Source organism: Oricola nitratireducens (assembly GCF_014904745.1).
Classification (GTDB): domain Bacteria; phylum Pseudomonadota; class Alphaproteobacteria; order Rhizobiales; family Rhizobiaceae; genus Oricola; species Oricola nitratireducens.
This window is the reverse complement of sequence record NZ_JACZCS010000035.1, coordinates 93757-117083: the sequence shown is the minus strand read 5'-3', so window position 1 is coordinate 117083 and position 23327 is coordinate 93757. Positions and strand designations below refer to the sequence as shown.

30 protein-coding genes are annotated in these 23327 nt (G+C 61.6%); 7 read left to right on the top strand and 23 right to left on the bottom strand.

The annotated features are described in order from the left end of the window. The first annotated feature begins 84 nt into the window (after nt 1-84). Nucleotides 85-969 (top strand): NAD(P)-dependent oxidoreductase, encoded by an 885-nt coding sequence (locus tag IG169_RS17250; protein WP_193177473.1) that lies wholly within the window; start codon nt 85-87, stop codon nt 967-969. Beyond that, nucleotides 956-1669 (top strand): DNA alkylation repair protein, encoded by a 714-nt coding sequence (locus IG169_RS17245; RefSeq protein WP_193177472.1) that lies wholly within the window; start codon nt 956-958, stop codon nt 1667-1669. Before IG169_RS17250 ends, IG169_RS17245 begins: the two co-directional genes overlap by 14 nt. A 64-nt stretch (nt 1670-1733) precedes the next feature. On the opposite strand, the gene IG169_RS17240 is transcribed toward IG169_RS17245, so the two are convergent. The 5 genes from IG169_RS17240 to IG169_RS17220 all read right to left on the bottom strand — a co-directional run bounded on the left by IG169_RS17240 (nt 1734) and on the right by IG169_RS17220 (nt 4739). Beyond that, the gene (locus tag IG169_RS17240) at nt 1734-2213 is read right to left on the bottom strand and encodes a DUF302 domain-containing protein (protein WP_193177471.1); all 480 of its coding nucleotides are present in this window, start codon (nt 2211-2213) and stop codon (nt 1734-1736) included. Between the two features lie 79 nt (nt 2214-2292). Continuing rightward, a complete protein-coding gene (locus IG169_RS17235; RefSeq protein WP_193177470.1) occupies nt 2293-2766 on the bottom strand; it encodes an Lrp/AsnC family transcriptional regulator in 474 nt (157 codons plus the stop codon). A gap of 91 nt (nt 2767-2857) precedes the next feature. Further along, nucleotides 2858-3490, bottom strand: a complete 633-nt coding sequence (locus IG169_RS17230) for a uracil-DNA glycosylase family protein (protein WP_193177469.1) — start codon at nt 3488-3490, stop codon at nt 2858-2860. Then, on the bottom strand, nt 3487-4122 hold the full coding sequence (locus IG169_RS17225) for a glutathione S-transferase (RefSeq protein ID WP_193177468.1): 636 nt from the start codon (nt 4120-4122) through the stop codon (nt 3487-3489). The genes IG169_RS17230 and IG169_RS17225 overlap by 4 nt, the downstream gene beginning before the upstream one ends. Then, nucleotides 4119-4739 carry a thermonuclease family protein gene (locus IG169_RS17220; protein WP_193177467.1) on the bottom strand — a complete coding sequence of 207 codons (621 nt, stop codon included), beginning with the start codon at nt 4737-4739 and terminating at the stop codon, nt 4119-4121. Before IG169_RS17220 ends, IG169_RS17225 begins: the two co-directional genes overlap by 4 nt. A 105-nt stretch (nt 4740-4844) precedes the next feature. On the opposite strand from IG169_RS17220, the gene IG169_RS17215 reads away from it, so the two are divergent. Further along, on the top strand, nt 4845-6419 hold the full coding sequence (locus IG169_RS17215) for a sensor histidine kinase (protein ID WP_193177466.1): 1575 nt from the start codon (nt 4845-4847) through the stop codon (nt 6417-6419). Between the two features lie 21 nt (nt 6420-6440). Here the strand turns inward: IG169_RS17215 and cobT are convergent, their stop codons facing one another. After that, nucleotides 6441-7460: a nicotinate-nucleotide--dimethylbenzimidazole phosphoribosyltransferase gene (gene cobT / locus IG169_RS17210; protein WP_193177520.1), complete on the bottom strand. Its 1020-nt coding sequence runs from the start codon at nt 7458-7460 to the stop codon at nt 6441-6443. A gap of 107 nt (nt 7461-7567) precedes the next feature. Between cobT and IG169_RS17205 the strand changes: the two genes are divergently transcribed. Genes IG169_RS17205 through IG169_RS17195 form a run of 3 tightly spaced genes read left to right on the top strand, consistent with a single transcriptional unit; the run spans nt 7568 to nt 9351 of the window. Next, entirely contained in the window at nt 7568-8383 is an 816-nt protein-coding gene (locus IG169_RS17205; RefSeq protein WP_193177465.1) for an adenosylcobinamide-GDP ribazoletransferase, read from the top strand. 16 nt (nt 8384-8399) lie between these two features. After that, entirely contained in the window at nt 8400-8642 is a 243-nt protein-coding gene (locus IG169_RS17200) for a DUF1289 domain-containing protein (protein ID WP_193177464.1), read from the top strand. Between the two features lie 7 nt (nt 8643-8649). Then, nucleotides 8650-9351, top strand: a complete 702-nt coding sequence (locus IG169_RS17195; RefSeq protein ID WP_193177463.1) for a retropepsin-like aspartic protease family protein — start codon at nt 8650-8652, stop codon at nt 9349-9351. Nucleotides 9352-9355: 4 nt separating this feature from the next. Here the strand turns inward: IG169_RS17195 and IG169_RS17190 are convergent, their stop codons facing one another. Both IG169_RS17190 and dusA read right to left on the bottom strand, forming a co-directional pair. Further along, complete coding sequence (locus IG169_RS17190) at nt 9356-10162, bottom strand: sulfite exporter TauE/SafE family protein (protein ID WP_193177519.1); 807 nt, start codon at nt 10160-10162, stop codon at nt 9356-9358. Nucleotides 10163-10260: 98 nt separating this feature from the next. After that, a complete protein-coding gene (dusA, locus tag IG169_RS17185; protein ID WP_193177462.1) occupies nt 10261-11277 on the bottom strand; it encodes a tRNA dihydrouridine(20/20a) synthase DusA in 1017 nt (338 codons plus the stop codon). Between the two features lie 328 nt (nt 11278-11605). Between dusA and IG169_RS17180 the strand changes: the two genes are divergently transcribed. Continuing rightward, nucleotides 11606-11884, top strand: a complete 279-nt coding sequence (locus tag IG169_RS17180) for an ArsR/SmtB family transcription factor (RefSeq protein ID WP_193177461.1) — start codon at nt 11606-11608, stop codon at nt 11882-11884. A 46-nt stretch (nt 11885-11930) separates the two neighbouring features. Here IG169_RS17180 and IG169_RS17175 read toward each other — a convergent pair whose 3' ends face one another. The 15 genes from IG169_RS17175 to IG169_RS17105 form a co-directional block, all read right to left on the bottom strand. Next, nucleotides 11931-12158 carry a sulfurtransferase TusA family protein gene (locus tag IG169_RS17175; protein WP_193177460.1) on the bottom strand — a complete coding sequence of 76 codons (228 nt, stop codon included), beginning with the start codon at nt 12156-12158 and terminating at the stop codon, nt 11931-11933. Nucleotides 12159-12210: 52 nt separating this feature from the next. Continuing rightward, a complete protein-coding gene (locus tag IG169_RS17170) occupies nt 12211-13455 on the bottom strand; it encodes an OmpP1/FadL family transporter (protein WP_193177459.1) in 1245 nt (414 codons plus the stop codon). A 115-nt stretch (nt 13456-13570) separates the two neighbouring features. Further along, a complete protein-coding gene (dsrE2, locus tag IG169_RS17165; RefSeq protein WP_193177458.1) occupies nt 13571-14065 on the bottom strand; it encodes a sulfur carrier protein DsrE2 in 495 nt (164 codons plus the stop codon). 32 nt (nt 14066-14097) lie between these two features. Further along, nucleotides 14098-14265, bottom strand: coding sequence for a hypothetical protein (locus tag IG169_RS17160; RefSeq protein WP_193177457.1), 168 nt, complete (start codon nt 14263-14265; stop codon nt 14098-14100). Between the two features lie 10 nt (nt 14266-14275). Beyond that, entirely contained in the window at nt 14276-14719 is a 444-nt protein-coding gene (locus IG169_RS17155) for a biotin/lipoyl attachment domain-containing protein (RefSeq protein WP_193177456.1), read from the bottom strand. Nucleotides 14720-14734: 15 nt separating this feature from the next. Next, on the bottom strand, nt 14735-15208 hold the full coding sequence (locus tag IG169_RS17150; protein ID WP_193177455.1) for a hypothetical protein: 474 nt from the start codon (nt 15206-15208) through the stop codon (nt 14735-14737). Then, nucleotides 15205-16128 (bottom strand): CoB--CoM heterodisulfide reductase iron-sulfur subunit B family protein, encoded by a 924-nt coding sequence (locus tag IG169_RS17145; RefSeq protein WP_193177454.1) that lies wholly within the window; start codon nt 16126-16128, stop codon nt 15205-15207. The genes IG169_RS17150 and IG169_RS17145 overlap by 4 nt, the downstream gene beginning before the upstream one ends. Nucleotides 16129-16131: 3 nt before the next feature. Then, the gene (locus tag IG169_RS17140) at nt 16132-16878 is read right to left on the bottom strand and encodes a 4Fe-4S dicluster domain-containing protein (RefSeq protein WP_193177453.1); all 747 of its coding nucleotides are present in this window, start codon (nt 16876-16878) and stop codon (nt 16132-16134) included. Further along, nucleotides 16878-17753: a hypothetical protein gene (locus tag IG169_RS17135; RefSeq protein ID WP_193177452.1), complete on the bottom strand. Its 876-nt coding sequence runs from the start codon at nt 17751-17753 to the stop codon at nt 16878-16880. Before IG169_RS17135 ends, IG169_RS17140 begins: the two co-directional genes overlap by 1 nt. Continuing rightward, on the bottom strand, nt 17753-18805 hold the full coding sequence (locus tag IG169_RS17130) for an FAD-dependent oxidoreductase (protein ID WP_193177451.1): 1053 nt from the start codon (nt 18803-18805) through the stop codon (nt 17753-17755). The genes IG169_RS17135 and IG169_RS17130 overlap by 1 nt, the downstream gene beginning before the upstream one ends. Continuing rightward, nucleotides 18802-20172 carry a heterodisulfide reductase-related iron-sulfur binding cluster gene (locus tag IG169_RS17125; protein ID WP_193177450.1) on the bottom strand — a complete coding sequence of 457 codons (1371 nt, stop codon included), beginning with the start codon at nt 20170-20172 and terminating at the stop codon, nt 18802-18804. The genes IG169_RS17130 and IG169_RS17125 overlap by 4 nt, the downstream gene beginning before the upstream one ends. Nucleotides 20173-20216: 44 nt before the next feature. Continuing rightward, entirely contained in the window at nt 20217-20957 is a 741-nt protein-coding gene (locus tag IG169_RS17120) for a 4Fe-4S dicluster domain-containing protein (protein WP_246717429.1), read from the bottom strand. 37 nt (nt 20958-20994) lie between these two features. Continuing rightward, complete coding sequence (locus IG169_RS17115; RefSeq protein WP_193177449.1) at nt 20995-21375, bottom strand: DsrE family protein; 381 nt, start codon at nt 21373-21375, stop codon at nt 20995-20997. Between the two features lie 150 nt (nt 21376-21525). Then, nucleotides 21526-22215: a type 1 glutamine amidotransferase family protein gene (locus IG169_RS17110; RefSeq protein WP_193177448.1), complete on the bottom strand. Its 690-nt coding sequence runs from the start codon at nt 22213-22215 to the stop codon at nt 21526-21528. 27 nt (nt 22216-22242) lie between these two features. Then, nucleotides 22243-23319: a lipoate--protein ligase family protein gene (locus IG169_RS17105; protein ID WP_193177447.1), complete on the bottom strand. Its 1077-nt coding sequence runs from the start codon at nt 23317-23319 to the stop codon at nt 22243-22245. Nucleotides 23320-23327 lie beyond the last annotated feature (8 nt).

The following is a 23327-nucleotide window of genomic DNA, read 5'->3' as shown; positions in this document are numbered from 1 at the left end:
CGACACCGGTCGACCGGATTCACCGGTTGACCGTTCCGCCTGTTAGGTTATGTCTCGCTCGGACAAGCGAAGAGGTGATCTGAGATGGCAAAGGCGGCATTCATCGGCCTTGGCGTAATGGGGTACCACATGGCGGGCCACCTGGCGGTCAAGGGCGGCCACGACGTCACGGTCTACAACCGCACGGCATCCAAGGCCGGGAAATGGGTCAAGGAGTTCGGCGGCGCCATGGCCGCGACGCCGAAGGAAGCCGCCGACGGCGCCGATTTCGTCTTCACCTGTGTCGGAAACGACGATGACCTGCGCTCCGTCACGATCGGTGAGAACGGCGCGTTTTCCGGCATGAAGTCGGGCGCGATCTTCATCGACAACACGACTGCCTCCGCCGACGTGGCGCGCGAACTCCGCGCCGCCGCCGATGCCGGCGGTTTCGACTTCATCGACGCGCCGGTATCCGGCGGTGAAGCGGGCGCCAGGAACGGTGTGCTGACCGTGATGTGCGGCGGCGACGCGGACGTCTTCGAGCGCGCCAGGCCGGTCATCGAAAGCTTTGCCCGCATGGTCGGCCTGATGGGCCCGACAGGCGCCGGCCAGCTCACCAAGATGGTCAACCAGATCTGCATCGCCGGCCTCGTCCAGGGACTGGCGGAAGGCGTCAATTTCGGCCTCAAGGCCGGTCTCGACATGCACAAGGTGATCGACGTCATTTCCAAGGGCGCGGCCGGGTCCTGGCAGATGGAAAACCGCCACGGCACCATGATCGCCGGCGAATACGAACACGGTTTCGCCGTCGACTGGATGCGCAAGGATCTCGGCATCGTGCTGTCCGAGGCCGATAACAACGGCGCGTCCCTGCCGGTCACCGCGCTGATCGACCAGTTCTACAAGGACGTGCAGTCCATGGGCGGGAACCGCTGGGACACGTCTTCGCTGCTGGCGCGGTTACGCAAGATCGATGGCGCCGGCTGAGCCCTCGCCCGACTGGTCCGCCGAGCGGACGATCGACTATCTGCGGTCCCTGCGATCGCCGGAGAACATTGCCGGCATGGCGCGTTACGGCATCGAGACCTCGAGCGCCCTCGGTATTTCCAATGCCGTCCTGCATCCGCTTGCCCGCAAACTGAAACGCGACCATCAACGGGCGGCCGAACTCTGGGCGTCCGGCATTCGCGAAGCGCGCATGCTGGCGATGTACAGCGACGATCCGAAACAGGTGACCGTCGAACAGGCCCTCGCCATGGCGGATGATTTCGCCTCGTGGGAAATCGTCGACGAAGCGGCGGACCTGTTCTGCGCGTCTGACCTTGCCGACGAACTCATTCCCGAATTCGCCGCCGACGAACGCGAGTTCGTGCGCCGGGCGGCATTTGCGATGATGGCGTCCGGAACCGTGCATCTGAAGAAGCGTCCCGACACCGACATCCTCGCCTGGCTGCCGCTGATCGAGAAACACGCGACCGATGAGCGGAACTTCGTCAGGAAGGCCGTGAACTGGGCGCTGCGAAACATCGGCAAGCGCTCGCTCGCCTGCCACGGACCGGCGCTGGCGCTGGCGGAAAGACTGGCCGCCTCCGACAACCGCACGGCACGCTGGATCGGCAAGGACGCCGTCAAGGAACTCTCGGCCGAAAAGACGCTCGAACGGCTGAACCGCAAGGCCCGTAAATGAAAGCGGCCCGCCGCTTGCGCAACGGGCCGCCCTATCCATAGACGCAATCTCCTGCCGCGCGCGCCTACATGCCGTCGGCCGCTTCGTCGATGATATCGGTCAGCAGCGTGTTGACCTGGTCACGCTCGCCCCCCTCCGGCAAACGCCGGAAACCGACCGTCACCTTGCCCGGCGTTTCGGCGTTCTCGTAGACGAAAACGACATAAGGACAATAAGCGATGTCGCCGATATCGCCCTCCATCACCTTGCGCGACACGACCGCCGAACAGAAGGTGAAGAACTCCGCATCCTTGTAGAGTTCCTTCGTCGCGCCGACATCGCCGGCGGTGCGTTTGAGCATGTCGCCGATGAAGCCATGATAATCGATCTTGAAGCCGCGATTGACGATCGCGTCCTGTACCGATTGCGCCACGTCAGCGTAGCCGCTTTCGGTGACACGCGTTTCGACGTCGCTTCCCGCAGCCATCGCCGTGCTTCCCGCGAATACGGTCGCAACCGAAAGCACCACCGCGCCGCCCAAGGACGGAATTGATCTGAAATTCATATGCGCCTCCTCCTGTTGATACATCTCAATTAGCTAATGTATCTGAAAACGCGCATTGACCAAGGTCAATCCGGCACGATTACGCCTTGTCGAGCACCATATAGTCCAGCGGCATTTCCGTCGTGTACTTGATCTGCTCCATCGCGAAAGCCGAGGACACGTCGCGGATTTCGATTTTCGAGATCAGGCGCTGATAGAAGGCGTCATAGGCGGCGATGTCCGGAACGACGACGCGCAGCAGGTAATCGACATCGCCGCTCATGCGATAGAACTCGACGACTTCCGGAAAGTCCCCGATCACCTCCGAGAAACGCTTCAGCCATTCGGTCGAATGCGAGTTCGTACGGATCGAGACAAAGACCGTCACACGGGTGTTGATCTTGACTGGGTCGAGAAGCGCCACGCGCTTGCGGATGACGCCCTCCTCCTCAAGCTTCTGGATGCGCCGCCAGCACGGCGTCGTCGACAGTCCTACCTTCTTGGCGAGATCGGCAACGGCTATCGTGCTGTCTTCCTGGAGGATGCGCAAAATGCGCCGGTCGAGCTTGTCCATATATGCCTCTATTGGAATATTTTTGCGTAAAGTGGATAAAATCCCCTTACACGCAAAAAAATATTCCGCCAAGAGGGTGAAAATCACAGTTTCATGAGGTCAGACGGGTGACTTCGGCGCGCAGCACAGGCAGAAGTTCGGTATCGAACCACGGATTTTTCTTCAGCCACGCATTGTTGCGCCACGAGGGATGCGGCAACGGTAGAATGCGCGGCTTGCCCCCGCCGGCAGGACGCCCGTCAAAAACCGCGTGCCAGTTGCGCACCGTCTCCGTCAGCGTCGGCCGCACCTCGGCACCCATGTGGTAGTCCTGCGCATAGCGGCCGACGGCAATAACGAGTTCCAGTTGCGGCATGGCGTCGAAAAGCCGGTCATGCCAGGCGGCGCGGCATTCGCGACGCGGCGGCAGGTCGCCACCGTTCTTGTCATGCCCCGGAAAACAGAACCCCATCGGAATGATGGAGATACGCGCGGGATCGTAAAACACTTCCTCGCCGATCCCCATCCAGTTGCGCAGTCGCACGCCGGAAGGATCGGTGAACGGACGGCCCGATTTGTGCACCCGTGTCCCCGGCGCCTGCCCGCATATGCATATCCTCGCCTTTGCCGACGGCACGCAGACCGGATTGGGTTCGTGCGGCAGCGGCATGCCGGACGACGGCGTGTCGCGGCAAATCCGGCATGCCCTGATATCGGCAAGAAGCGCTGAGAGGTCTTCGTTCATGCGGTATAGCTGGGCCGATCCCGCATCGCGGCGTACCAGCGGTGAAAATTCGTCAGATCGTCCCGAATCCGTATGCGCGCCGGTTTGCAGAAATCAGTCGCGATCGTCGCGGTGATGTCAGCGACGGAAAATTTCTCTCCCGCGATGAAGGGGCGCGTTGCCAGCTCGTCGTCGAGAAAGGCCGCGAATTCGAGCGCCTTCGGCTTGTTGGCCTCGCCCCATTCCGCGATCTGCGGCTGCTCCCACTCCTTCATCGCCGGATGGATGTGCCGAAACGCCTGCGCCACCACATAAAGGAAATGGAATTCGATGCGGCGCTGCCACATCTCGATTTCGGCCTGTTCGAAGGCATCGCGCCCGAACAGCGAGGGCTCCGGACACCGGGCTTCGAAATAGCGGCAAATGGCGATTGTTTCCGACAGGATGCGCCCGTCCTCCAGTTCCAGCACCGGCAACCGCCGCATCGGATTGCGCATTTCGATTTCCGGCTTCCGGTGGCCAAGAGATTCCATGTCGACTGGAACGAGCGGCACGGAAATTCCCTTCTCGGCGAGGAAAATGCGCACCCGGCGCGGGTTGGGCGCACGGCCGCCGTCAAAAAGCTTGCAGCCGGGAAACTCGCGCTGTGTCATGGATTATCCTTTCCGGTTCGGTATCCGAGAATGTCCTTCATGCGGTTGAGAAGCCGGTCGGTCATGCCGGCGGGACCGAGTTCCGCCAGACCGCCCCGGCTGGCCCGCCACGCGTCCGGCTGCACGAAGGAACCGCTCCATATACCCGCCTCTTCGCGTCTGGCCGCCGCCTCCTCGCTGTCGTAGCCGCCATAAGCCACCGCCCATCCCGCCCGCACCATCGCGGCGTTGACATCGGTATTGGCGCAAATACAGCGCACCAGCAACCGGCCATAGCGGTCTTCCTCGTTGCCCATGCATTCGGTCTCTCCATCCTCCAGCAATCCGGCGAGAAAAAGCCGCGCCTGACGCCCGCAGGGATAATCGGCGCCGGAACGGCGGCAGGTCTGATGCAGTTCGGGCGCGTCGATACCGGCCAGGCGCACGCGCCGCCCGTCGAAGACGAGCGTGTCGCCATCGGCGGCCCGCGGCATTCCGGAAAGGTCCTGCATCGATCGCTCGTCGAGAATGGCGGCAGCGATCGCGACGCCGAGAAAAAGCGCAAAGGTGCCCGTAAATTCGACAAGCCACCGCGCCGCCGAGCGCTTTTTCCGCCGGTTTCTATGCAGTCTTGCCATGCGACCGGCGCCATTTGAAGGGAGTTTTTAACGTTTTGGAAATAATGTTCATTCACCCAAACGGGACGCCCATGCCGGACGTGTGAAGCGTAAGTTGTTGAAGTCATGAGTCAATTTCCGTCGGAATTCCCCGACAAGACCATTGTTGACCGGCGAAAGTCCTATCGCAACAGCGATGTGCGCAAGGCTGTCCGCAAAACGCGCGACCGTCTGGCCGAACAAGGCATCTCCGATCCGGGGTTCGATGCGGAGTTGCTGGCGACAAACGCACGCACAGTCCTGTCCGGCACGCCCGCGATCATGCTTCTTATCGCCCTTGTCACCTTCGGCGCGGCGGCGGCCGGCATGGGCGCCAACATGTTCGCCTGGGCGATCGTTTCGACCAGCATGTATATCGCCAGGGGATTTCTCGCCCGCCGGTATCTTTCGCTCAAGGTCGACAAGCGCAATCCGGCCCGCTGGGCGCCGCTCTTCATCAGCACGCATGTTCTGCTCGGGCTTTGCTGGGCATGGTTCGCCTATACGCCCTGCGTCGCCTGCGACAGCGTCGACATACTCTTTTTCAAGGCGCTGACATTGCTTGTTGCAATGGCCGCGACCGTCACGATCAGCCATAATCTGCGCTGGTCCGTCCTCGCCGAATTCGGCATTCCGCTGGTCGTCTTCGCGATCGTTCACGACGGAATGTTCGATCCGCGCGGCATCACGGCTTCCGCCGGCCTGCTCGCAGCGTTGCTGTTCTTTTCCTTCATCGCGATCCGCCTCAACCGGGCAAGCCTCGCATCGTTGAGTTTCAGAAGCGAGAACAACGCTCTCGTCGCGGAACTGGAAATGGCGCGTTCGATTTCCGAGGAAGCCCGCCGCCGCGCCGAGGAAGCAAATCTGGCGAAATCCCGGTTCCTCGCCTCCATGAGCCATGAACTGCGCACCCCGTTGAACGCCATCCTCGGCTTCTCCGAAGTGATGGCGAAGGAGGTTCTCGGCCCGATGCAGAACGAGAACTATAAGGCCTATGCAGCCGATATCAACCAGTCGGGCCAGCATCTCCTGAAACTGATCAATGAAATCCTCGACCTGAGCCGTATCGAAGCCGGAAAGCAGGAACTGGTCGAGGAGCCGCTCAGCCTCGTCGATATCGTCGAGGATTGCATCGGCCTGGTGCAGCTCAAGGCGACACAGAAGAAAATCCGCATCGACCACGCATACGAACCGAACATGCCGCGGCTCTTCGCCGACGAGCGTTCGGTCCGCCAGGTCGCGCTTAACCTGTTGTCGAATGCCGTCAAGTTCACGCCGTCCGAGGGCGAAATCAAGGTGAAGACCGGATGGACCGCCTCCGGAGGCCAGTATCTTTCGGTCAAGGACAACGGACCCGGGATTCCCGAGGACGAAATACCGGTCGTCCTCTCGGCCTTCGGTCAGGGATCGATTGCCATCAAGAGCGCGGAACAGGGCACCGGCCTCGGCCTTCCCATCGTCCAGGCCCTGATGGCGATGCATGATGGCGTGTTCAAGCTGAAATCGAAACTGCGCGAAGGCACCGAAGCGATCGCCATTTTCCCACCGGCGCGCGTCATGGATGTCCTGCCCGCGGCACCCGTCGCGCCCGGCAGAAAATCCCGGTCGCGCACCGTAAAGCCGGCCGCTCAGCCGCAGGCGGCGGCCGTCAACGAGGGCTGAGCGCCCCGGAGCGGCTCAGAACTACTCATCCTTGTCGCTGACGCCCGCCTCGACAAACGTCGCCATGCCGGAATGGCAAAGCGCGGCGGCCTTGACGATGCCGGCGGCAAGCGCCGCGCCGGACCCTTCCCCGAGCCGCATGCCGAGCGACAGCAACGGTTCCTTGCCGATCCTGGCCAGCGCCTTGGCATGCGCCGGCTCGGCCGAGACATGCCCTGCAAGACAATGGTCGAGCACCGCCGGATTGGCGGCGTGCAGAACAGCGGCCGCGGCGGTCGCGACATAGCCGTCGATGATCACCGGAATACGCTCCGCGCGCGCGGCAAGGATCGCTCCCGCCATCGCCGCGACTTCCCGTCCACCGAGACGGCGCAGCAGTTCCAGCGGATCGCCGAGATGCGGGCGGTGCAGTTCGACGGCGCGCGCCACGGCATCGATCTTGCACGTCAGCACTTCGCCTGCCGAACCGGTGCCCGGTCCGACCCATTCGGCCGCATCGCCGCCATAGAGGCCGTGGAAAATGGCCGCCGCCACCGTCGTGTTGCCGATTCCCATTTCGCCGATGCACAGCAGATCCGTGCCGCCTGCGATCGCCTCCATGCCGAAGGCCATGGTGGCCGCGCAGGTCTTTTCGTCCATCGCCGCGTCCTGGGTGATGTCCGACGTCGGATAGTCGAGCGCCAGATCGAAGACCTTCAGGCCAAGATCGTTGGCGATGCAGATCTGGTTGACCGCCGCGCCACCGGCGGCGAAGTTTGCCACCATCTGCGCCGTGACACTCTGCGGATAGGGGGCGACGCCCTGGTTGACCACTCCGTGGTTGCCGGCGAACACCGCCACAAGCGGCCGCGTCACGGCGGGCGCGCGGCCCGTCCAGGCAGCCAGCCACTCGGCGATCTCCTCAAGTCGCCCGAGCGAACCTGCGGGCTTCGTCAATTGGGCGTCACGCTCGCGCACGGCGGCAACAGCCGCCTCGTCGGGACCCGGCAGATTCTTCAGAAGGTTGCGGAAATCGTCGAATGGCAGGCCGCTGGTCACTATGTGCTCCTATCGGGAAAGCTGTGGCGTGTTTATTGCCCCTGCCCTATACACGACGGCGCACCCGAAGCGACACGCAGTCGCGCAATCGCGAACAAAAAGCTGGGACCATGGCCGATCCATCCGAACCGATGACGACTCTGGTGGCGCAGACGATGCGCGCCGTCGGCTTTCTGAGCCGTCTGCCCGTTTCGCAGCGCTATTTCGAAGCCGGAGGCCCTTCGCCCGCGATGCGCGACGACACCGCGGGTTTCGCCCTTGCCGGCGTCGTGATCGCCGCCGCGCCGGCTTTGCTCCTTCTCGTCCTGTCGACGATCGGCGTTCCGCCGTTCATGGCCGCAGTCTTCTGCATCCTCGCGCTGATCGCGGCGACCGGCGCGCTGCATGAGGACGGGCTCGGCGACGTCGCCGACGGATTCGGCGGCGGCCACACGAAGGACGAACGTCTGGAAATCATGAAGGATTCGCGCATCGGCACCTACGGCGCCATTGCCATTGCGGGAAGCATTCTGCTGCGCAGCGCGGCGCTTGCGGTGATGGTGCAGGCGCATGGCGCCTTTGCCGCCGGTCTCGGCCTCATCGCTGTCGCCGCCTGTTCGAGGGCGGCAATGGTCTGGTTCTGGGCAGGCCTGCCCAATGCGCGTCCGGGCGGCGTCGCGGATGCGGCCGGAAAGCCGTCGGAGAACGCCGTCGGCACCGCGGCGATATCCGGACTTGCCATTTTCGCGATCCTCGCCGTCGCCTCGGCCGGTTTCGTCAATGCGGCGATTGCCATACTGCTGGCGCTGACTGCGCTGCAGGGCTTTTCGCGATTTTGCACCCGCATGATCGGCGGCCATACCGGAGATACGCTCGGCGCCTGCCAGCAGATCGTCGAGATCACGCTCTTTACCGGACTTGCGCTCGGGATTTCCATCCCCAATTGATGCAGAAGGAGGCGCCATGAACGCGATTGAATCGCCCTGCATCCTCGTCTGTTCGATCGACCTGAACACAGGCTACTGTTTCGGATGCGCGCGCACACGTGACGAAATCGCACAATGGCTAACCTATTCTCCCGAACACCGCCGCGAGATCATGGCGCTGCTGCCAGAGCGCCTGGAAACCATCGAACGCAAGCCGCGCCGCGAGACGAAACGCCGGCGCATGGCGCGCGAACGCGGCGCCTCGGCCGAAGAAGCGTGATCGCACCATGAACCCGTTCGCCTTTCTCGTCTTCGGCATTCTCGGCGCCAGCCTCCTCGTGCTGATCTTCAACGGCAACGACGGAACGATCGGACCGATGACCGAGAGCCAGTTCGCAGGCACCGTCTATCTCGGCCTGTTTGGCACGGTGCTCGCGGCAGGCCTGTTCGCCTCCGGACAGCGCTTCGGCGAAATGGCGCGCCAGGCCGGCATATGGCTGGCCATCATCATCATGCTGGTTATCGGCTATGAGTATCGCTTCGAACTGCACGATACCGCCGCCCGTGTGACGTCCGGACTGATTCCGGGCGAACCCGTATCGTCGCAAAGCGCCGACGGCAGCCTCTCCGTCACGATCAACCGGCGCGGCCGCCACTTCGAGACCAGCGGCACCGTCAACGGTTCGCGTCAGACCTTTCTCGTTGACACCGGCGCATCGACGGTCGTGCTGACCGAGGAAAACGCCCGCAAAGCCGGGATCGACCCGGACAGTCTCGATTTTCACATTCCCGTCGCAACCGCGAACGGCACCGCCATGGCGGCGCGGGTCACCGGGCTCGACATTGCGATCGGCGGGATAACCCGGCGCAACATCACCGCCCTTGTCGCCAGCGACAGCCAGCTGTCCTCCAATCTGCTGGGTATGAATTTCCTCGACACGCTGCACTCTTTCGAGGTGCGACGCGACCGCATGGTCCTGCGCAACTGAAACGCTAGAGAACGCTGTAGAAGAAACGGGCGGCGACGACGAACATAAACAGGCCGAAACCGACTTCGAGTTGGCGCTTTTCCAGCTTGTGGGCGAATTTCACGCCGAGCGGCGCAATCAGCAGCGTAATCGGGATGACGAGCGCGACGGCAAGCCAGTTGACGTAGCCGGTCGACAAGAAGGGCAATCCCTCTTCGCCCCAGCCGGCCCACATCGATCCGATGAATCCCGGGATCGAGATCAGCACGCCGACGCCCGCCGACGTCGCGACGGCCTGGTGGATCGGCCGGTTGAACAGCGTCATGAACGTGTTGTTCAGGACACCGCCGCCAATCCCCATCAGCGTGGAGAGAAAGCCGATCAATGCGCCCACGCCGAACCGCGCGGCGCCCGTGGGCAGGTCGTCTCCGAGACGCCAGTCCGACCGGTTGATGATCAGCCGAAAGCCGACGAGGATCGCGATCACTGCAAAGATCACGCGCAATTCCGCCCCCGAAATTGACGCGAAGATGAGCGTCGCGATCAGCACGCCCGTCGGCACGGCGATCACGTAGCTCTTCAACAGCTCCATATCGACCGCGCCCTTCTTCTTGTGCGACATCAGGGAGCGGATCGAGGTCGGTACGATGATAGCAAGCGACGTTCCGACCGAAAGATGCATGCGCAGCCCTTCGTCGACGCCAACAAGCCCGAAGACCTGATAGAAGACCGGCACAAGGACCGCGCCGCCGCCGATACCGAACAGGCCGGCAAGAAATCCTGCGACCACGCCCGCCCCGGCTAGCGCAACGACAAGCCAAGCGACATCCATGAATGCGAAATGGTCCAATTCGGTTCCCCGTCCCCGGATTCAAACAGCGCAGAGGAAATGGCCAGATTTACCGCCGATGGCAAGCGGTAAAGTTGAAATCAAGCCGCCTCGCGGCCCGCGTCCAATACCGAGCGCAGCGCCTCGCGTACAACATCGCCGTTCGCGCCGGGGCGCACCGACTGCGTCGACAGGATCTGGCGCCAGTGGCGCGCACCGGCGACGCCATGGAAAAGCCCGACCATGTGCCGCGTGACGTGGTTCGCCTTGCCGCCCGACGCCACGTGGCGATCGACATAATCCGCCATGGTCTCGGCGACGTCGCAGAGATTCGGGCGAGCGGCCGTGTCGCCGTAGACAATGCCGTCCGCGTCCGCCAGAAGGCCGGGATTCTGATACGCTGCGCGGCCGAGCATCGCGCCGTCGACGCGTTCCAGGTGCGACGCCACCTCACTCAGATCCTTAATGCCGCCGTTTATCCCGATGAAGAAATCCGGATATTCGGCCTTCAGGCGATAGACGATATCGTAGTCGAGCGGCGGAACATCCCGGTTCTCCTTCGGGCTAAGCCCTTCCAGCCACGCCTTGCGCGCATGAACCCAAACCGCATCCGTTCCGGCCTCGATCACCCGGGCTGCGAGATCGAACAGGGCGATTTCCGGATCCTGATCGTCGACGCCGATCCGGCACTTCACCGTAACCGGGAGGCCGGCCGGAACCGCCGCTTTCATTGCCTCGACGCAGCGTGCAACGAGATCCGGTGTGCGCATCAGGCAGGCGCCGAACGTGCCCGACTGGACCCTGTCGGACGGACAGCCGACATTCAGGTTGATTTCGTCATAGCCGAAATCCGCCGCGATCCGCACCGCCTCGGCAAGCTTTTCCGGTTCGCTGCCGCCAAGCTGCAGCGCGACCGGATGCTCGACGGCGTCATAGCCCAGCAAGCGCTCGCGATCGCCATGGATCACCGCGTCGGCAACCACCATCTCGGTGTAAAGTAGCGCGCGACGCGTCAACTGCCGATGAAAGAACCGGCAATGCCGATCCGTCCAGTCCATCATCGGCGCGATGGCCAGGCGCGGTACGTTTTCCCTGTAAAGGCGCGAATGTTCATTCATGAAAACGGTCCATAGCAGCTCGGATCGAAAACGCGAAACAGCTAAGATCCCGGAAAAATGCGTTCGCCCACGGCAATTGCGCCGAAAATCCGGACACTGGCCACCTTGCTGCTGTTCAGGTGCGACGGAACGCGGCCTATACTGCCGCGGCGGAACACGGTACAATTCCAAAAAAGGCAAAATGCCGGGACCGTTACCTGACTTGCGCTCCATTGGCGCCATGCTTAGATGGTGACGGCAAGAAAAACACTCTAGCAGGGAGCAGAAGACGCTGTCCGTAACTGTCGCCGAACCGGAAGAATTCGAAGATCTGGCCGTTTCCGGCCAGATGCTGGAAAACGCCGAACGCACGACCCAGTTCCTGAAGTCGCTGGCCCATCCTTCCAGGCTTGTGATCCTGTGCCGCCTCGCCGAAACCGGTGCGAGCGTCGGCCAATTGGAGCAGATGCTTGGTGTCCCGCAGGCCGCTGTCTCGAAACAGCTGGCCCGGTTGCGGGAAGACGGCCTGGTCGATTTCGAGCGTACAGGTCGTTCCATCGTCTATACGCTTGCCGATGACCGCATTCGCCGGATCATCAAGGCGCTTTACGCCGAATTCTGCGTATAGAAAAGCCGGCGCACACGGCGCCGGCATTCTTCATCTGTCAGACAAATCAGTTCGTGTGCTTGATCAGGAAGATATAGGTGCTTCCCTCTGCGCGCGACTCCAGGAGTTCGTTGCCGGTGCTGCGGCAGAACGCCTCGAAATCCTTCACCGCGCCCGGATCGGTCGCATGAATTTCCAGCGTGCCGCCCGTCGGCAGTTCCTTCAACGCTTTCTTCGCGCGCAGAATGGGCAGCGGGCAGTTCAGCCCTTTTGCGTCGAGAACCTGATCGGCCATTTTTCCTCCTTTGCGGGCAAGCGCCCGTTTTCTCGGGTTTCGTTTCGTGGATTCAGAACGTGCGGGTCAGACCGAATCCAAGCTGGAACTGGTGCATTTTCAGCGTGATTTCGCTTCCTGGAGCACCCATCACGTCCGGACCCGTAACCTTCGTTTCGGGAACATACATGGCGAAGAAATCAACCGTGTTGCGATCTGACATCTTGTAGCTTGCACCAGCCGAGATGTGGTGTTGGGTTACGCCTGGAGCGAGAATGTTCAGCATCACATCCGTCGGTTTGATCGGATTGTCGCTATAGGCATAACCGGCTCGTAGCGTCCACGCGGCGTTTGCCTGCCATTCGGCACCAATCTTGAACACGTTCACGTCGTGCCAGCCGAAGCCCGGACCGTTGTCGGCGCCAAACGGCGGCGGCAGGGTCGAGGAGTTCGAGATTGAGGGAACACCGCCGTAAAAAATGCGCTGATAATCGAAGGCTAGCGTTAAATCTGGCGTCGCGTCGAAGGCGACACCGGCCGTTATCTGCGCCGGGATGTCAAATCCGCCCTGCTCCGCGAACAGGCCGGCATATTTGTCGAACTTCGTCATGTACATCTTGGTCTGGCCGGACAGGCCGAAACGCAGTCCCGGCATAGCCTCCCATTCGATACCGGCACGCACGCCACCACCGACCGAATAATCGTAACCGTTCTCGGGAACACCAAAGCCGGTTAAGCCTTTGGCCATGAACCGCTGCACCGCCAAGGTTGGAGCAATACCGACCTTCAGAGGCCCCATCTGTCGGGCATAGTCGACCGAGATGAAGGCTTGCATCAGATCGACACCTGTCGCGCCGCCGCAAAAAATGCCGCTACCGGGGCCACAGGATGGATTCGCCACGTTCGGATAAGTGGTATTCATGCCGCCATTACCGTACACGGAAATACCCCATGCAGATTGCGAATCAATCTGGCGCACCAAGGCGAAATTCGGCATCACAAAAATATTTGCATCGCTGTCGACACCTGGCCGCGCAACAAAGCCAGCCCCTGTAGCCTCGTATCCACGAAACGGCATAAATAGCGCACCGCCAATTTGCCACTGATCTTTGACCCCGACGATACCGGCCGGGTTGAGCGTCTGGGCCATCGCGTCGGTCGAATCCGCCACACCGGCGCCGCCCATGCCGCCCTGGCGGGCGCCGAAGCCGACCTGGAAATAGCCGTCCGTCGCGAATGCAGGGGCGCAGGTCGCCGAAAGTGCGACAAGGCTGCCGAGGAGCAGGCCGGAAATGTTCTTGTTGCTATGCCGTTTCATTAGTCCCCATCCCCCCGGCTCGGCCGGGTCTCCGATTGATCTATGATCCTCCCGCCAGAACGGTGGCGTCCGTAAGCATACCGGCGGGATGGTGATTCCATCCCGCCGATTATTGTCAGATATAAAGGTTAATGTCGCTCTTCGTGGCGACTTCGATATAGCTGGCCGCGCCTCCAAGCGTTGGCCCGTCGATCATGTCCTCGCGCTTGTATTCGAACAGGTCCATGGTCATCTGGCAGGCGATCATCTGCACGTCGGCTTCGACAGCCAGTTCGCGCAGATCCTCGATCGAGGCGACGCCCTTCTTCTTGATCAGGTTCTTCATCATGCCGGTCGCCATGCCGTCGACGCCCGGCAGCGCCGAGATCAGGTTCGGCATCGCCATGTGCATGCCCATCATCGGCATTTCCATCGCCGGATTGCCGAGCGTGCTGATCTTGAGGTTGAGGTCCTTCTTGAGCAGCCCAAGCCCGTAGAAGGTAAAGAACATCGTCACGTCGAGGCCCATCGCCGCAGCCGTGGTCGCCAGGATGAAAGGCGGATAGGCCCAGTCGAGCGTGCCCTTTGTCACGATCAGCGACATCGATTTCGCATTGGTATCTGTGCTCATTTTCTTCTCCTTGCCGGCCATATCCGGCGTGGTCATGCCCGCGTTAAAAGCACTGCGGTAATCACGAACAATGTCAGCGCCATCGCGGCCCCGGCGAACGCCGCCCCGGCCTGAAGGCCGGCCTTGTCTCGAGCTGCCGCAACGGCAATGGCTGATTTTCGCCCGTTATTTCCGGGCTTGCGGACAATGAGCTTCGTCACGATGCCTCGCTTACGCCGCGCAACCAGCGAACTCGTCCGCGGCCATCTTGGCTTCATACGGCCCGGCCACTTCGGTGCCGGGCGTCAGCATTCCCTTGGCGGCCGCGAAGTCCACCGGCTTCACCTTGACCATCCAGCCGGCACCGTAAGTGTCGGAATTGGCCAAAGTGGGCGTGGCGGACAGCTCTTCGTTGGTTTCGGTAATCTCCGATTCAAAGCCGAGCTTTGCCGGACCGACCCACTTGCCGGATTCAATCGTCGCGCAGGACTTGCCTTCCTTGATCGTCTTGCCCGCCTTCTTGGCGGTAAAGGCGACAAGCTGGCCGGCCATGCCGGTCGCGATCATCGTCATGCCGACGGTAAACGTCTCGTCGCCATTGTCGCGGTACCACAAGTTGTTTTCGACGTCGTAGAGCAGATCGTCGGGAAGATTACAGCCTCTGACCACCGGCATGAGCGGCCTCCTTGTTCAAACGGTTTCTGTTGCGGGGTTGGATGTCTCGGACTGCCGCAGCGGGCGCGACGAACAGCAGAAATCACCCAGCCCTGCTTCTTGTAGCTTACCACCGACGAATAACGCCAGATGGTTGACGACCATCGCACCGAGCCTGATCGTATGTGCGACATCGGATGCCTCCGGATCGTGCAGGACGAGGTTGTGATGATACACGATTTCGCGGCAGGTTTCGCGGCATGCGTTGAAACTCGGATTGCCCCGCGCGCCCTGCCGGTGCAGCGCCAGCAGACGGAAGCCTTCCGTCTTCTCCCCGGTCGGAACAGCACCCTTTGCCTCGTGCCATGCGGCGAGAATGTCCTCCCCCATGGCAAGCAACTCGGCCGCGATACCGGCCGCATCGCGCGCTAGCACCTCGTCCGAGCTGCCGATCAGTTCCTCGGCTCGGACCGTGACATCGTCGATCGACATGCGTGCGCTGTCTGTCATGCCAGTTTCTTTTCCTTGATCAGCGACATGGAATCCGAGAAGTTTTCGTGCACGCCGACGGCTTTCGGCGACAGCCCCATCGCCATGCCGAGCAACTGCGTGAAATAGAGGATCTTGACGCTCGTCTTGCGCCCGAGAACCTTCTCGGCACGGATCTGGTGCATCTCCAGACCGGTGTGGCAGGTCGGGCATTCCGTCGCGATCACGTCGGCGCCGCAGGCCTCGGCCGTGGTCAGCAGGTTGAGCACGAGCTTGGTCGAGGTATCGCTGTCCGAGAGAGCGTGCGCGCCGCCGCAACACGCTGTCTTCAGCGGATAATCGACGTTCTCCGCACCGGCCGCGGCCAGCAACTCGTCCATGAAATGCGGCTTGGAGGTCGACTCTGAGCCCGGCCCCTTGTCTTTCTCGGGGAAGATGTGGCGCGGGCGCGTATACATGCAGCCGTAGTAGTTCGCGACCTTGAGCCCCTTGAGCGAGTTCTTCACCCGATCCTTGATGCCTTCCTCGCCTACCGAGTGCTTGATCCAGTCAAGCGCATGGATGGTTTCGACCTTGCCGGATTCGTAGGTGTTGTGGCCGGCCTTTCCGCTCAGGCGGGAGTTGACCTCGCGCGAAGCCTCGTCGTTCTCAAGATCGTATTCGGCCTTCTTCAGATTGTGGTAGCAGCCGTTGCACGGCGCCATCACCGTATCGAAGCCCATATCCTCGGCAATCGAAAGATTGCGCGCCGACAGATAGGTCTGGATCTTGGGATCGATGTTCTTGACCTCCATCGCCCCGCAGCAGTTCCAGTTTTTCAGCTCAACGAGATCGAGGCCGAGCTTCTTGCCGACTGCCTTGGTCGAGCGGTTATAGGCGTGGCCGCTGCCCTCGAGAGCGCAACCGGGATAATAGGCGACCTTCTGGTACTTGCCGGACATGATTTACTCGGCTCCCTTCGCATCGAGTTTGAGCGCCTTGCGGTTCGCTGCCTCGACTTCCTCGACATATTCGTTAATGGCGGCTTTCGCCCTGCTCCACCCCTTCGTGCGCGGCCGGAACACGGTCGCGAGACCGAGCCGCATCAGGTAGAATACGGGGAAACGCTTGATCAGGCCGGTCACCAGCGTCACCAGCCAGGGCTGGGTCAGCGGCTGGCCCGTGCGCTGGAAGAACTGACGCAGCACCAGACCGTCCTCGATCTTGCCGGTGTCGAAGACCTGTTCCGAAAACGCCTCGTCGAAGATCATCGACGGCTTTTTCTCGGTGTGGCCCTTCATTTCCAGCCAATGCGCCGTCGCCTTCATCACGCCTTCGGGATTGACGTCCCGCGGGCAGGCATAGGTGCATTTGTTGCAGGAAACGCACTGCCAGATGATGTCCTTGTCGCGAACCAGTTCGGATTCCATCCCCAGGCGGATCAGGTAAATCCAGTAGCGCGGATTGAAGTCCGGGTTGATCGCGTTGACGGTGCAGGCATTGGTGCAGGAACCGCACTGCCAGCAGCGATGGATGTTCTCGCCACCGCCAAGCGCCCCGATTTCGTCCTGCAAATCTTCATTGTAGTCGCTGATGGCGCGCGTTTCGATGAACGTGCTCCAGTGGCCGGAAACATCGACGCCGTCGATGACGAGTTCGTCATGCTCGACGAGGTTTTCCGGGCGGATCAGCGACTTCTCGTGGATTGGCATCAGGATGCCTCCGTATGTTCGACCTGCCGCGCGGTGCCAAGCACATGCGCCGTGCCGTCAATCAGTTTCAAACGGGTTCTGCCGGTTTCGGTATCGACGGAGTCGAGCCCCAGCATGCGGCGTGTATGCGCCATCGGGTCGCCGGTATTGGCGAAATCGGACCGCAGATACTGGCCGCCGCGATCGTTGATATAGGCGGCATAGACATGCGCCATCAGCAGATCGCCGTAGAAGGTCAGGTCGCGGAAAACGCCGTTTTCCTTCAGGAAACCCTCGATTTCCTCGCCAAGCATGACGAAGCTTTCATAGGTGTCCGGCACGTCGATCTGCACGGTGTCGACATCGTCGGCGAACCAGATTTCCCGCAACACGCCGGTTCCGACACGGTTGTCCCAGACCCAGCGCGTCATCAGCGGATAGCGGTCCGGGGCCGTGAAATGCAGGATTTCGGCGCCGAGATCGCGCATCCAGCGGTGTTCGCGGTCTTCCGGGAAGGTCGCGATGAACCGCGTGAGCCTCAAATCCGCCGTCTCCGGATCGGCCCAGCCGTCGAGCAGCCGGACGATCGCACGGTGCAGCACATCGTAACCATATTTGCCGATCCATGGCCCCACGCGCCGGCGCACCGGCGTGATGAAGGCCGCGAGGTCAAGAAACTCCGCCTCGGTCATCTCGCTGACGCGGCCCTTGCCGAGAAGTTCCTCGAACAGCGAAGCCTTGAGCACGAGCGCACTTACATAGCGCTCGACGCCGCCGGTCGGTTCCGCGGATTCGATCAGATGCTCCAGCGCCCTGCGCAGCCGCGGCCCCGACAGGTCCAGTACGGGACCTTGCGGGACTGGCTCCGGCGCGGGTTTTCGCGCAAGGCGAAACATTATTCCGCCGCCTCCAAGACCGGATTGCGGACCATGTTGAGCGCGGCCATCGCCGCCGCCTGCCCTTGGGCAATGGAATCGTCGATCGTCTCGGGCCCGGTCGCCGAACCGGCGACGAAGACGCCCGGCCGGTTGGTTTCGGCCAGATGTGCGTAGGTCGACGTCTTGTTGACGTAACCGTATTTGTTGAGGTCCACACCGAAGACCGCCGAAATCGTCATGTTGTCGACATTCGGATCCATGCCGATAGCGTGAACGACCATGTCGAACGGGATCGAGATCGGCCGTTTGACCAGAGTGTCTTCGCCCTTTACCAGAAGCCGCTTGCCGTCGGATGTCACCTCGGCGATGCGCGCCTTGATGTACTTGACCTTGTACTCTTCCTGGCTCGCCCAGTAGTAGTCGCCCTCGTAGAGGCCGAAGGTGCGGATATCCATGTAGTAGATGTAGACGTTGCAGTTCGGCAGCGACTCGCGGATCTCCATGGCGATATTGGCCGACACGGTGCAGCAGATTTTCGAGCACCATTCGCGCCCGATCTGGCGATCTCGCGAACCGACGCAAAGCAGGATCGCCACGCGATCCGGCTCGCGGCCATCGGACGGGCATTTGACGCCCGCACCCGAAGACAGCATCTGCTCGACCTGGGTTGTCGTGACGACGTCCGGATAGGTACCGAAGCCCCATTCCGGCTTGTTGACGCTGTCGAAATGCGTGAAGCCGGTGGTTAGGATCGTGGCGCCGGCCTCGATAGCCTTGCCGTTCTTCAGCGTCGCTTTGAAGTCGCCCGGATTGCCGTCGAACTTGTCCACGATCGTGCCGAGATGCACCTCGACCAGATCGTTGCCTTCCACACGCGAGACCATGCCGCCGATGGCGTCCTTTGCCCATTCGTGGCTCGGCACCAGCTTGGCGTAGCCGGAGAGGATCGGAGCGCCGCCGAGACGGTCCTCCTTCTCGACCATGACGACCTTCTGGCCGGCCGAAGCAAGCGCGTGGGCAGCAGACAATCCGGCGGGACCACCGCCTACGATAAGAACCGGCTTGGTCATTTCGCCTCCCCTGCCAGAGCCTTCGGTTTGACATATCCGGGACCGGACGTGATGGCGCGTTTCGGATCGTAGAGGGTCTCGATCTTCCCGACCTTGACGTCGTCCAGGTAGCTTTCGAATTCGGCTTTCGCCTTCTCCCAGTCGATGCCCATCTTCTCGAGCAGCGTCTCGAATGGCGAGGCATGCCAGTGCAACTGGGCGAGCTTGTAGGGATGGGCGCCGAGCGCCAGCGCGGCAAACTGGCAGTCCGCCATCACCGGCAGCGCATAGACCTTGTCGACCGCCTTGCCGATCCACTGGTTCTTGTCGAGCGTCGTTATGCAACCCGTATCATGGCCGATCATCACGTCGGAGCGTGCTTCTTCCACCGCGACGCGGATCTTGCGGTCGATCGCGAACGAACGGGTAAACTCGCGCTCGCCGATGATGTGGCGGAAGCCGAAACCGCAGCAGTCGTACCAGGTCGAATAGTCGATCACCTGCGCGCCCATTGTGTCGAGCAGGCCGGTCGTCACCGCAACGCGGTTTCCGTCGAGAACTGTGTCGTCATAGATGACGTCTTCGGGCACCATCTTGTAGACGTGGCAGGCCGGATGCACGGTCGCGCGGATGCCGCTGACATCGACGACCTGATGCTCCTTCAGCCGGTGGCGCATGACATGCAGCCACTCCGAATAGTGCACGATCTCCTCGGGGATCAGCAGCTTGCCGTCGATCAGGCGGCCGAGCTTGCCGAGGATCTTCTTCACCTCTTCGCGCAATTCCGCCGAATGCAGCAGGAAGCCGCGGATTTCCTTGTAGTTGCCGAAGGACGTGCCGCAATGGACCAGCGGATAGTAGGTTCCTTCCGGCAGGCCCTGCGATTTCGCCGACACATAGGCCTGGTGGAAATTGCGCAGGAACACGGCGGCAAGCGACACCACGTTGCCGATGCCCGAACCATGATAGTTCCAGGCCGTGCACGACGTCTGGTCGGTCTCGTCGAGATACGAGATGTCCATCTTGTTCATCAGCCACAGGACGGAGCTCGGATATCCCGGAATGTTGCCGCACTGGCCGCAGGACTTGTGATGCCACAGATTGTTGGTCGGGATTTTCTTGTCCCAGCCATAGAGCGTCTTGGCCATCACCGGCTCATGCACGTCGCCGACGCGGTGGACGACGATTTCGCCCTCCTTTTCCAGCTGCCACATGATGTCGCGGACGTCTTCCTTGCGCTCCTTGTTGGTCAGGAGCGCGCGCTTGTCGATCTTGGTCTCGACCCAGTCGGTGGCGCGCCGCGCTTCGTCGGGCGTCAGGTTGCTGGCCTGCCATTCGGCGCCGAAACCGCTGAATGCGCCGCTATTGCTGTCATTTCCTTGAGCCATGACTTCCTCCTTCGGTGTCGATGATGCAGCGGGAACATCCCGCCTCAGTCGTCGTCATCCTCGTCCTCGTTGTCCTCGAGCCACTCTTCCCATTCCTCACGCTTCTCATCCATCACGTCGGAAACGACATCGAACAGGTTCTCGTCGACCGTCTCCAGCTGATCGAGAACGCCCGTGGCTTCCCAGATGGTGTAAAGTTCGACGGAGGTCTTCAGATTGACCTCCCAAGCGGTGTCGAGCGTGTGCATCGTCGGCATCGGGATCGCCTTGCGCAGGATGTTCAGCGGCGCGTCGATGCGGCTGACATTCGGCCCCCAGTCGGGGAAGGCTTCCTTGGTGATCATGTTCGGCGCGAGCTGATTGCCCGTCGAGATCACCTTGAGCAGAACGCGCGAGAACGGCCGCAGCACTTCCTTGGCCGACTCCATCCCGTGCTTGATCGCAACCTCGCGCATGATCATGACCAGCCCGCCCGGTGAATTTTCGAACGGGCAGCGCGCCGCGCAGGTGTAGCACTGGGCGCAGGCCCAGATCTTTTCCTGCATCGCGTCGTAGATACCCTCGAGATTCTCGGTCCACAGAAGCTGGACGATCTCGCGCGGCGAATAGTCGTAGTAATGCGCCGACGGGCAGGTTGCGGTGCAGATCCCGCAATTCAGGCAGCCATGAATTTCGTGGTCATAGACCGCGTGGCTGCGAATATCGTCGAAGATTTCCTCGAGATCCTCACGCGACACCACAGGTGCCTCGGAAACCGGATCACTGATCTGGGCGTGGGCGGTCAATTTCTCCTCCAGATACCGATGCCCCCGGTGCGTTTGCCTAGTAGGTCAGCACCTTGGCGTCATCGTTTTCCATGATTTCCTCGATGACCTTCGCGCCGCCGACGATCCCCTCGCATTCGGGAATGAGGTCTTCTTCGGTCATGTCGAACAGGTCGAGATTGGGCGAGCAGCAATAGAACTTCGCCCCCGCGTCATGCGCGTCCTTGATGAAATCGTAAACGGTCTTAGGCGAGCCGGGCTTTACGACCAGTTTTTCGGCCACGCCCTTTTTCATCAGCTTGCCGGCAGTCGCCGTGCAGATCACGTCGACTTCATAATCCATGGCAGCCGCCACGGTCGCCTGAAAAAACGGCGCTCCGAGCTCTTCACCATTGCTCGGATCGGTATTCACCATGACGATAATGAGTTTATCCGCCAATGCTCTCTCCCATATTGTGCGACGGGTCGGATTCTCCCGGTCCGGTTGGCACCCGTATCGCAATTGGAAAACAATACATGTCAAAAATGGAATATGCAAACAGGAAATCCGCTTTTCCGACTTTACGGCAAGCGACTGTGTAATCCCGATTTACATCAGCCCGGTATGCAGGCTGATGCCGACCATGAGCTCGCTCAGCACATCCGCGACCTCGCCCTGCACGGCGCCCAGCGCCTCCAGAGATTCGACAGTGTTGTCAGGCGTTTCCGCGAACTCCATGATCAGATCCTCGGCCATTCCGCGCTTCATGCCGGGATGCCCGACGAAGCCGAGGCAATTTCCGCGCACCGAAAAGACCAGCGGTTCACCCGCCTCGTCCGCCGCCAAAATTTCCGCATCGGCGGGCAGGACCGGACGGTCGCGCAGATAGAGCGCGAGCGGAAATGTGGCAGGCATATGACCGCCGAGCAGACCCGGAGCGGCGGCTTTCGCGGTCGTTACGTCGAATCGCAGCGGTGCGTCATCGGCGCCGCCGCCGCTCGCGGCCGCGAGGATGAGGGCACCGAGTTCGATCCCGATCACCGGCAGGCCGGCATCGAGGAATGCCTTCACCAGGCGCAACTCGGGGCCCATGCTCGGCAGGAGATGGCCGCTGACCATGCCATATGGCCCGCCGCCGAGCAGCATCAACCCGTCGAAGCCGATCGTTTCCGACGGTATCGTGCCGCCCGCCGCAAATGGCCGGCTATAGAGAAAGCGGATGTTGCGCCCCTCGAAATGATCTTCCATCAGGCCGAGATATTCGGCCTCCGTATGCTGGATGACGCAAACGGTTTTCATCGTGAAATACTTCTCCCCGCCGCGCGATCAGGCCGGCGCATGTGCAGCGGCCATGATGGCGGTCGCGATGTCTGCGCCGGTGATGCCCGGCATTTCGATCTGATGTGTTTTCATCGCCGCGTCCGCGGCCGCCGCAAGGGCTTCCTCTGACAGGTCGACGCCGTGCAAATCGGCCGCCAACGTGTCTGCGCCTTCGGGCGGAAGACAGGTGAAGTCGCCCGAGATCATCAACTCGCTGACTTTTCCGTCGAGACCGAGCAAATGCACCCGGATCAGGCCGCCCGGCGCCTTGTGCATGCTTTCGGTGAGATGCCGGCCTTCCGAGATTTTCACGCCGAGTTCGACGAGCTTGCGGCCCTGGAGATTGGTCCATGCGGGATCGGTCAGGTCCTTCTCCGCCTGTTCGATCGCCGCCCATTCCTCCGCCGTCGGCTCCGTCTCGACCGGATCGACGCCGAGAACGTCGCCGCAATTGGACAGGAACAGTTTCTTCAGCCGCGCCCGGTCCGGCAGTTCGGCGAGTTCCTTGACCATCGTCGTCATGTAGTCGTCCAGCGTCTGGCGCAGCTTGTCGCGGAACTTCTCGCTCGGCACCTTGAGGCAGCGCGCCATCGTCTCGGTGTCGAAATCGAACATGAAACTGCCGACCATGACGGTCGCCTCGCCGATGCTCGCCGCCCCGGTGCCGCCGATCTTGCGGCCGTTCACCTGGATATCGTTGACCGGCCGGTAATTGGCGTTGACGCCGAGCTGCTTGTAGGTGCGCACCACCGGCTCGATGAACATCGGATAGAGATTCATCGCGAATTCCGGCGCCTTCTTGCGCGGATAGATGAAGTGCGTGAACAGCTGGTTGCGGTCGAGATAGACAGCGCCGCCGCCAACGTGGCGCCGGTAGATCGGCAGGTTCCGCGACGTGCAGAACGCCTCGTCCACTTCCCGGGCGATCTCCTGGTGCATGCCGACGCACACATAGGGTTCTTCCGGGGATACGAGCGACAGAACCGGGTCGCTGCTCTCGGTGATGGTTTCGGCGAGGCCGTGATAGACGGCCTGGCTGCGCAGTGCGGAAACCACGCCGAAATCGATGACCCGAAGCTTCATGTCTGCCT

Coding starts and splice junctions, on each gene's coding strand:
- IG169_RS17250 (WP_193177473.1), top strand. CDS start 85: ATGGCAAAGGCGGCATTCATCGGCCTTGGCGTAATGGGGTACCACATG.
- IG169_RS17245 (WP_193177472.1), top strand. CDS start 956: ATGGCGCCGGCTGAGCCCTCGCCCGACTGGTCCGCCGAGCGGACGATC.
- IG169_RS17240 (WP_193177471.1), bottom strand. CDS start 2,213: ATGAATTTCAGATCAATTCCGTCCTTGGGCGGCGCGGTGGTGCTTTCG.
- IG169_RS17235 (WP_193177470.1), bottom strand. CDS start 2,766: ATGGACAAGCTCGACCGGCGCATTTTGCGCATCCTCCAGGAAGACAGC.
- IG169_RS17230 (WP_193177469.1), bottom strand. CDS start 3,490: ATGAACGAAGACCTCTCAGCGCTTCTTGCCGATATCAGGGCATGCCGG.
- IG169_RS17225 (WP_193177468.1), bottom strand. CDS start 4,122: ATGACACAGCGCGAGTTTCCCGGCTGCAAGCTTTTTGACGGCGGCCGT.
- IG169_RS17220 (WP_193177467.1), bottom strand. CDS start 4,739: ATGGCAAGACTGCATAGAAACCGGCGGAAAAAGCGCTCGGCGGCGCGG.
- IG169_RS17215 (WP_193177466.1), top strand. CDS start 4,845: ATGAGTCAATTTCCGTCGGAATTCCCCGACAAGACCATTGTTGACCGG.
- IG169_RS17205 (WP_193177465.1), top strand. CDS start 7,568: ATGGCCGATCCATCCGAACCGATGACGACTCTGGTGGCGCAGACGATG.
- IG169_RS17200 (WP_193177464.1), top strand. CDS start 8,400: ATGAACGCGATTGAATCGCCCTGCATCCTCGTCTGTTCGATCGACCTG.
- IG169_RS17195 (WP_193177463.1), top strand. CDS start 8,650: ATGAACCCGTTCGCCTTTCTCGTCTTCGGCATTCTCGGCGCCAGCCTC.
- IG169_RS17190 (WP_193177519.1), bottom strand. CDS start 10,162: ATGGATGTCGCTTGGCTTGTCGTTGCGCTAGCCGGGGCGGGCGTGGTC.
- dusA (WP_193177462.1), bottom strand. CDS start 11,277: ATGAATGAACATTCGCGCCTTTACAGGGAAAACGTACCGCGCCTGGCC.
- IG169_RS17180 (WP_193177461.1), top strand. CDS start 11,606: ATGCTGGAAAACGCCGAACGCACGACCCAGTTCCTGAAGTCGCTGGCC.
- IG169_RS17175 (WP_193177460.1), bottom strand. CDS start 12,158: ATGGCCGATCAGGTTCTCGACGCAAAAGGGCTGAACTGCCCGCTGCCC.
- IG169_RS17170 (WP_193177459.1), bottom strand. CDS start 13,455: ATGAAACGGCATAGCAACAAGAACATTTCCGGCCTGCTCCTCGGCAGC.
- dsrE2 (WP_193177458.1), bottom strand. CDS start 14,065: ATGAGCACAGATACCAATGCGAAATCGATGTCGCTGATCGTGACAAAG.
- IG169_RS17155 (WP_193177456.1), bottom strand. CDS start 14,719: ATGCCGGTGGTCAGAGGCTGTAATCTTCCCGACGATCTGCTCTACGAC.
- IG169_RS17150 (WP_193177455.1), bottom strand. CDS start 15,208: ATGACAGACAGCGCACGCATGTCGATCGACGATGTCACGGTCCGAGCC.
- IG169_RS17145 (WP_193177454.1), bottom strand. CDS start 16,128: ATGTCCGGCAAGTACCAGAAGGTCGCCTATTATCCCGGTTGCGCTCTC.
- IG169_RS17140 (WP_193177453.1), bottom strand. CDS start 16,878: ATGCCAATCCACGAGAAGTCGCTGATCCGCCCGGAAAACCTCGTCGAG.
- IG169_RS17135 (WP_193177452.1), bottom strand. CDS start 17,753: ATGTTTCGCCTTGCGCGAAAACCCGCGCCGGAGCCAGTCCCGCAAGGT.
- IG169_RS17130 (WP_193177451.1), bottom strand. CDS start 18,805: ATGACCAAGCCGGTTCTTATCGTAGGCGGTGGTCCCGCCGGATTGTCT.
- IG169_RS17125 (WP_193177450.1), bottom strand. CDS start 20,172: ATGGCTCAAGGAAATGACAGCAATAGCGGCGCATTCAGCGGTTTCGGC.
- IG169_RS17110 (WP_193177448.1), bottom strand. CDS start 22,215: ATGAAAACCGTTTGCGTCATCCAGCATACGGAGGCCGAATATCTCGGC.
- IG169_RS17105 (WP_193177447.1), bottom strand. CDS start 23,319: ATGAAGCTTCGGGTCATCGATTTCGGCGTGGTTTCCGCACTGCGCAGC.